This window comes from Pseudomonas sp. G5(2012) (genome assembly GCF_000408945.1).
Lineage (GTDB): Bacteria > Pseudomonadota > Gammaproteobacteria > Pseudomonadales > Pseudomonadaceae > Aquipseudomonas > Aquipseudomonas umsongensis.
In genome coordinates this window covers 1-732 of the sequence record NZ_APIO01000216.1, presented here as the reverse complement: position 1 = coordinate 732, position 732 = coordinate 1, and the positions used below count along the sequence as shown (strand labels likewise).

Here is a 732-nt window from a genome sequence, read left to right as displayed (position 1 = left end):
GCGGCAGCTCCTACAGGTGGTCATTCGTCGCGACGCCGAGCGGAACAGTCATTGCACCGGCAGAAAATTCAGGAACAGCAGGCTCTGGGCATAGTTCAAGCCGATCCGCCGATAGCGCTCGTCGAGCATCTGGGTCAAAAGGTCCAGCCGCGCGACAATCTTGCCGAATTCCACGGCGAAACTCAGGTTGCTGCCCTCCTCCGAGATTTCGTTGGAGAACAGCATGGGCTGGCCGTCCTTGGTCTGCCGCTGGCTGAGAATCCAGGTAGCGATTTCAATGTTGCGCGCGGCGTTGCTGACGAACGTCGGGTTGATCGCGTCCGTCATGTAGAACTCCAGGCGATTGCCGTGGGCGGTGACCAGCATGCTGCCAATGGCATAGATGAACGCACCGACGCGATCGCCGAGAAACTCCGGGCTCATGGCAAACCGCAGCGCTGCCAGGTCCTTCTTGCCCCCAAGCGTAGGCAACGGCTGCTGCTGCTCAATGGCCATGCGCACCTGTTTGCCCGCGGTCCGGGCATCGAGGAAGCCGGATTTCTTCAACTCCTCGGGGTTGCGCAGGTACAGCTTGCCCATCAGCAGGTAAAGGCTGTCGAGGTTGTCGCGCATGGCCAGCGTCGCCATGCGGTCGACACTGGTCTGCAGGAACTCCTGGGGTTTGCCATCGCGTATCTGGGTGAACAGGTCGTTGCCTGGTTGATGACTGCAACCGCTGGCCAGCAACAGCGA

The 732-nt window shown here is 60.7% G+C and carries 1 protein-coding gene; it reads right to left on the bottom strand.

What is annotated here, in order from left to right:
- Window positions 1-48: 48 nt before the first annotated feature.
- Window positions 49-732, bottom strand: a 684-nt coding sequence (locus PG5_RS32755; RefSeq protein ID WP_042955999.1) for a hypothetical protein, incomplete at its 5' end; no start/stop codon positions are given.